This is a genomic window from Pseudomonadota bacterium, from assembly GCA_010028905.1.
Taxonomy (GTDB): Bacteria; Vulcanimicrobiota; Xenobia; order RGZZ01; family RGZZ01; genus RGZZ01.
In genome coordinates, this window is record RGZZ01000359.1 from 1 (window position 1) to 5,220 (window position 5,220).

The 5,220-nt window shown below is 64.5% G+C and carries 5 protein-coding genes; 1 reads left to right on the top strand and 4 read right to left on the bottom strand.

Annotated features, from left to right (window positions below):
- Positions 1-13: 13 nt before the first annotated feature.
- Positions 14-781, top strand: a complete 768-nt coding sequence (locus tag EB084_18980; GenBank protein NDD30348.1) for a peptidoglycan endopeptidase — start codon at positions 14-16, stop codon at positions 779-781.
- On the opposite strand, the gene EB084_18985 is transcribed toward EB084_18980, so the two are convergent.
- From EB084_18985 to EB084_19000, 4 genes are all read right to left on the bottom strand, one after another.
- On the bottom strand, positions 733-1,914 hold the full coding sequence (locus tag EB084_18985) for a hypothetical protein (protein NDD30349.1): 1,182 nt from the start codon (positions 1,912-1,914) through the stop codon (positions 733-735). The genes EB084_18980 and EB084_18985 overlap by 49 nt on opposite strands.
- On the bottom strand, positions 1,915-3,771 hold the full coding sequence (locus EB084_18990) for a PAS domain-containing protein (protein NDD30350.1): 1,857 nt from the start codon (positions 3,769-3,771) through the stop codon (positions 1,915-1,917).
- A 130-nt stretch (positions 3,772-3,901) separates the two neighbouring features.
- Positions 3,902-4,420, bottom strand: a complete 519-nt coding sequence (locus EB084_18995) for a hypothetical protein (GenBank protein ID NDD30351.1) — start codon at positions 4,418-4,420, stop codon at positions 3,902-3,904.
- 44 nt (positions 4,421-4,464) lie between these two features.
- Positions 4,465-5,220, bottom strand: a 756-nt coding sequence (locus EB084_19000; protein ID NDD30352.1) for a magnesium-translocating P-type ATPase, incomplete at its 5' end; no start/stop codon positions are given.

A 5,220-nucleotide genomic window follows, 5' to 3' on the forward strand; every position in this document is an offset into this window, starting at 1 on the left:
GAGGGAGAGGTCCTTGGAGGTCTGCATGCGCATCGAGGCGCCGCTCGTCTCGCCGTTTCGTCGTCCCTTCGGAGAATCTGGGATGCCTGCGTCAGATTCAGGCGTCTCCACGCTCCCTGATCCCCTGGATGTCTTCGAGCAGGGTGACCATGCGCTGTGCGGAGTGCCGGGCTGCACGGTCCCAGCACCTCGCATGGCCGAGCGTGTCGCCTGGTCAAGTGGCGCGTCGAAGCGTGTCGTGAGCGGGGGAAGGGCAGAGGTGGCCAGGGAGGGGCCGAGCGATCCGTCCCTTCTTACCGCGGGCAGATGGGCTCCCGTGCGGGTCCGCTCCTTTCCGACGTCGGATCCGGTCTTGCGTGAGGCGCTGCGCCACCTCGGCCTTCGGTATGTATGGCAGGGGGCGGATCTGCGCCGAGGCGTGGACTGCAGCGGCTTTGCCTGGAACGTCTATCGGAGATGTGGTCGTCACGTCCCACTTCAGTGGTTTCGCGACGGCAGCGCCGACCCCCGAGCCGACGCGCGACGGTTTGAGAGAGACGGCATGCGACATGTCGAGTCGCCTCGGCCCGGTGACATCGTGGTCTTCGGGCGTCAGCACGTGGGCATCTACGCGGGTGAGGTGAACGGCAAGGGGCTCTACGTAGGCGCAAATCATGGAGGGAGGCAGACGAGGGGAAGAGTCGACATCATGCCGGTCGACGGCTACAACGGGGTTAGACCGGTGTACTTTCGCTACGCGCCCAGGAAGATGCGTGCGGCCAGTCCAGGGATCCGCTCGTAGACCGTGCGAATCTGCGGACCTGTTCCTTCCGAGGCTGCGGCGTGCTGCGATGTGGCGTGCAACACGTAGATGGCATCGATGTTTCGCTGGGGAGAGAAGCGCCAGCGGCCCGCCCAGTGCGCGTAGTACGACGCCCACATATCGCCCGGAGCGGTCTGCCCATGGAGGTACCAGTGAACGGCCTCGTCGATGCAGCCGTCAACGTGGTGCGCGGGCGCCCAGTCTCCTGGGCACAGCAGAACGGCCCGCCCATGGCGCTCGTGCAGGGGGAACTTCTGCTCAGCGTCCTGGAGGCGTCGGAGCACGTTGTCCTTGATGAACATCTCCTCGAGGCGTTGGCGAGGGCGTCGCAACGCGGGTCGCTCGTGATGGGTGATGCGTATCGGCGCCCCCCCCTGCTCGCGGAGATGCTGGCCATGGTCGTACACGATCACGCGACCGGCCGACGAGGGACGTGCCGGGGTGACGAGAGCACCGACGCGAGGCCGATCGCTGGGGGTGAAGAAGACGCCACCATCGCGCCTCACGCTGTCAACGGTGAGCCACTGTCGCCGAAGGTCGTTGCGCAGCACTTCGAAGTCGTCTGGGTGGGGCTTGCGGAAGAACAGGTAGAACAGGTGCAGGTCACTGTGGCGCGCCGAGCCTTGCAGCGCTTCCTGAAGCCTCTGGGCGTTCAGGTCGAGGCTCTTCTTGATGAGCGGTCGGTTGAGGTTCTTCACCTCAACGAGAAACGAACCCGCATCATCATCGAGGGCGAAGTCAACCGTGCGCTCGTTTCGCTCACTTGCCTTGCGTTCGAGCGAGAGACGTCGGCAGCCGACGCGGGCCAGCATGTGGGCAAGGCGAAGCTCGGTGATATGATTGAGCTGCATCTCCGGGTCACGGTTGCGGATGAGCTGGTAGAGCAACGACCGCACGCCTGGCGTGTCGATCTCGCCGTGGAGCCTGCTCCCGGTGAGCAGCTCGCGCGCCATTGACGCAACGCGATCGGTCTCAGTGGCGTCGATGAGTGCGCTGGCCGTGCTCTTCACCGTTTCGAGGAGGCGCTCGTTCGATAGATCGGACAGCGGATCTGTGGGAGTCGAGGCGGGAGGGCGCAGATGTGGCGCGCGCGATGGGAGTGCCTCTGGCACCTAGTCACCCACCTTTGCGAGCCACGCTTCGAGCTCGGCGTTCACCGGATGGAGCGCAGCTTCCATGACGAGTGAGGTTCCGTTCGCGTCTGTGGCGAGGAAGACGGCATCCATCATGTCGAGAATCAGGGTGTACCCCAGTCCCATGGACACGGCGGTGGAGTATCCGCGCTTCAGGATGGCCTGGGGCAGCTCGGAGAAGTTGATGCCGTTGCCCTTGTCTTCGAGGGAGAGACGTGCTCCTTCACGATGGCCGGGGGGAACATCGCTGATGCGGAAGATACCCCCACCGCCATGGAGAAGCGTGTTCGTTGCGGCCTCAGAAACGCAGGTGGCGATATCGAAGATTCGCTCTTCGGTGAACCCCTGCGCAGCAAGGGTTGATTCGGTGAGGGCGCGCGCGGCCTGGATGTCCTCACGTGCATTGATCGTCAATGCGGCCAGCTCGCGACCGCCATCCATGACCCGTGTCAGCTCGCTGCGGTCGATGAGCTGCAGCTTCCCGTTCGTGATGGCGCACACCGCGTCACGATAGAACTGCTTCTGACGTTTCTCCTCGCGCAGCCGCTCTTCGACGCCCAGTGCATTCACAACGGCAACGGCCAGCTGATGGCTCACCGAGATCATGAGCGACACCCAGTTCCTTGTCATCACCGCGGGATCGCGGCAGGCCAGGAAGAGATGGCCGATGCGCGTGGTCCCGGCCACGAGTGGAATGCCTGCAACGCTGCGACAGTCGCTCTCGCACATGACGCGAGCAAGGGGATTTCTTGACCGGGCGGTGCTGCGGAGGACATTGGCGGGCTTGCTCTCGGGGGTCTCCTCGCACCACGCAAGGGCGTTTTCGAGGAGGTCGTCTGACAGGGGGGCGCCATCGATGCCGTGCGGCGCGACGAGGGTGAGCGAGCCGCAAGACCCGTCAGCGCTCCCGGTGCGCACCCAGGTGCACGTCGCGTCAACCCCGAGCTGCTCCCTTATGCACTCAGTGGCTGCGCGCACCAGGGCATCGAGTCTGAACCCTCGGGTCAGGGTTGAGGCAACGGTGTACAGCGCATACAGCTCGCGCTCGTGTCGCAGGGCTTCCGACACGTCCGGGGAGGAGCGGCTCACCTCGCGCACCAGCGCCCATCCACCCAGGTACTGCCCGCTCCAGCCGAAGCGCGGTGAGGGGTCGATCTGGATGATGGCGCCCTCAGGATTGCCGTCGCGCGGTTTTAGCTGCATGGTGAAGGGAATGATGATGCCCTCCTGCTGCTTGCGCAGGATGGAGAGGAGCCTCGCCTGGTCTGCGGGTTCGAAGTAGTCGAGGAGGCTCTTGCCGATGGCCTTCGGATCTCCGAGGATCTTCTTGAAGGTGGCGTTGGCATAGGCGATGGTGAGGTCTGGCCCGATGTCCCAGAAGCCTTCGGTGAGGCGGTTGAGCAGCTTGCGATATCGCTCGTGAGGGCTTTCGGTGCTCGCGGGCACGATCTCTGAGACCACGGGGTCGACCCGGGTGAGAATGGACAGCACGCGCTGATGGCATCCGAATCGGGTCCGGCAGAGATAGGGAACCACCTGACGGGTGACGGTCGTCGTTGCGGCGTTGCCCGCAGGGTCGAGACCAGGCCGCTCGAGGGTGAGATGGAAGAGGTAGGTGATGGTGAAGCCAGCCTCTTCGAGCTGCGCCCAGATCTCATGGTGGATCTCACTCTGGGCCACCACGGGCAGGATACAGGCCTCGAACGTCTGCGAGGGGAGCCATTCCTGAAGGGTCTTTGCTTCTCGTATCTCGGCGGGGACCTCATCGCTCTCGACGGAAAGACGGTTCCACGTCTCGACGAGTGCGTCTCGAAACGTCGTTCTCGACTCGAGCACGAGCAGCTGAAGCGGGGCTTGACGGGCCAGGGAAGGACACCTCCTCGTGGCTGGATTGGCGCAGTGTGGCCATGAATCCTTTGAATCACCCCGCGCATCGAGGGCGGCGAAGGCGGGCCGGATGTCCCTCTCAGGCGCGTGGGTCGTCAGGGGGGGCTGGCTCCACCGATTCGCACTCCGGGCTGAGCGTCATGCCCACGAGGGTCTTGAGTCGTGCCAGGAGACGCGCCGGCGGAAATGTGGGCACATCGGAGAGGAAGGACGGCTCCGTGAACTCGAGTGTGAGGGCCCGTGATGACGGTGGACGCATCACGTGGCGAAGGGTCATCCAGCCGGAGACCACGTCGTTGCCGTGGGTGTACTGCCAGAACGGGTTCGGGAAGCCCTCCGCCGTGCGCAGGCTCCGCACGCAGACGACCATGGGGCCAGGTGCTGCGACCTCGCGAAGGCGCTCTACCATGCGCATCGGAGAGAGCGCGCTGACGTCTGTGTGCGCGCGTCCGGCACTGTCGGTGTATTCGAGGATGGCACCCACGTTGTCGATGAGTCGCTCTTCGTGGAGCAGCGCCACGATCTCAGCCGCGACCTCCCCCTCTTCGCGAACGGCGGGGCCTCGGGCAGAGAGACGGAACACAAGTCGAAGTCCCATGGCTGCTCATTCGCAGAGACGGGACGAAGGTCCTCGGTCGGCGTTCATCTCGTGCGGGTCGCTGCCAGGTGACGGTACAGCAGGCGCTTCACGCCTTCCACGGTCGTCAGGTAGGCCGCTGCCACCGCGGCCAGCGCCAGGTAGAGGGCTGCCGAGGGACGGATGAAGCCCAGATCTGCGCAGAGAGGAGACCAGGGCAGCATCGCGGCTGTGATGGCGATGCCGACCGTTGTGACGGTGAGCAGGAGGCTCGGAAGGCTCTGCGCCGGGCTTCGACGCGTGCGAATGATGAAGATCACGAGCACCTGGGTGACCAGTGATTCCACGAACCACCCCGTTCGGAACAGCGGCGCGCTGGCACAGAAGACGTGCGTCAAGATCCAGAAGGTGGCGAAGTCGAAGACGGAGCTGACCAGCCCCATGACGAGCATGAACGTGCGGATGAGATGCATGTCCCATCGAGGGGGGGTGAGCAGCTCCTCGCGGTCCACACGGTCCGTGGGGATGGGGATCTCGGAGAGGTCATAGAGCAGGTTGTTGAGCAGGATCTGCATGGGGAGCATGGGCAGGAAGGGAAGGAAGAGGGTCGCGGCGGCCATGCTGAACATGTTGCCGAAGTTCGAGCTGGTGGCCATCAAGATGTATTTCATCACGTTTCCGAACGTGACCCGACCTTCCATGACACCCGCGTGGAGAACCCCGAGGTCAGGTTCGAGCAGGAGGATGTCGGCGGCCGCGCGGGCCACGTCGGTGGCCTTCTCCACCGAGATGCCTACGTCAGCGGCGCGCAGCGAAGGGGC

Bases quoted from the DNA above. Each gene is read 5' to 3' on its own strand.
- EB084_18995 (NDD30351.1), bottom strand. From the start codon at position 4,420: ATGGGACTTCGACTTGTGTTCCGTCTCTCTGCCCGAGGCCCCGCCGTT.